At 61.2% G+C, this 863-nt stretch carries 1 pseudogene; it reads right to left on the bottom strand.

The annotated features are described in order from the left end of the window. Positions 1 to 863, bottom strand: a pseudogene (locus AC1ROI_RS33870) (Ig-like domain-containing protein); the annotation flags it as partial.

Genomic DNA, 863 nt, shown 5'->3' with positions numbered 1-863 from the left:
TCGGTGACCGAGTCAATGGCCGGTTTGAGCGCCGCCGTCACGGTAAACGTGAACGGTGGAGCGGACTCTTCGCCTTCGCCATACAGCGCCAAAGCCTTGAGGCTGTAAGCCTTGACGGTCAATGCATTCACGACCTGAGTCCAGATGCCCGAACCATTGGTGGTAGGCTCCCCCAGAGAAGTGGTGCCATCGAGCAAGCGGACTTTCTGATTGGGACTGGCCTTGCCAGTGACGGTCACCGACCGGTCAAAGGTGATGCCGCCCTGGGCGACCGGCCCTTTGGAATCGGTGACCGAGTCAATGGCCGGTTTGAGCGCCGCCGCCACGGTAAACGTGAACGGTGGAGCGGACTCTTCGCCTTCGCCATACAGCGCCAAAGCCTTGAGGCTGTAAGCCTTGACGGTCAATGCATTCACGACCTGAGTCCAGATGCCCGAACCATTGGTGGTAGGCTCCCCCAGAGAAGTGGTGCCATCGAGCAAGCGGACTTTCTGATTGGGGCTGGCCTTGCCAGTGACGGTTACTGATCGGTCGAAGGTGATGCCGCCCTGGGGGACCGGGCCTTTGGAATCGGTGACCGAGTCAATGGCCGGTTTGAGCGCCGCCGCCACGGTAAACGTGAACGGTGGAGCGGACTCTTCGCCTTCGCCATACAGCGCCAAAGCCTTGAGGCTGTAAGCCTTGACGGTCAATGCACTTACCACCTGAGTCCAGGTGCCCGAACCATTGGCGGTGGGTTCACCCAGCGCGGTGGTGCCATCGAGCAAGCGGACTTTCTGGTTGGGGCTGGCCTTGCCAGTGACGGTCACCGACCGGTCGAAGGTGATGCCACCCTGGGCGACCGGGCCTTTGGAATCGGTGAC

This window comes from Pseudomonas sp. GW823-FHT02C02 (genome assembly GCF_058797635.1).
The sequence above is the reverse complement of the archived record's forward strand: the minus strand, read 5'-3'. Positions and strand labels throughout refer to the sequence as shown.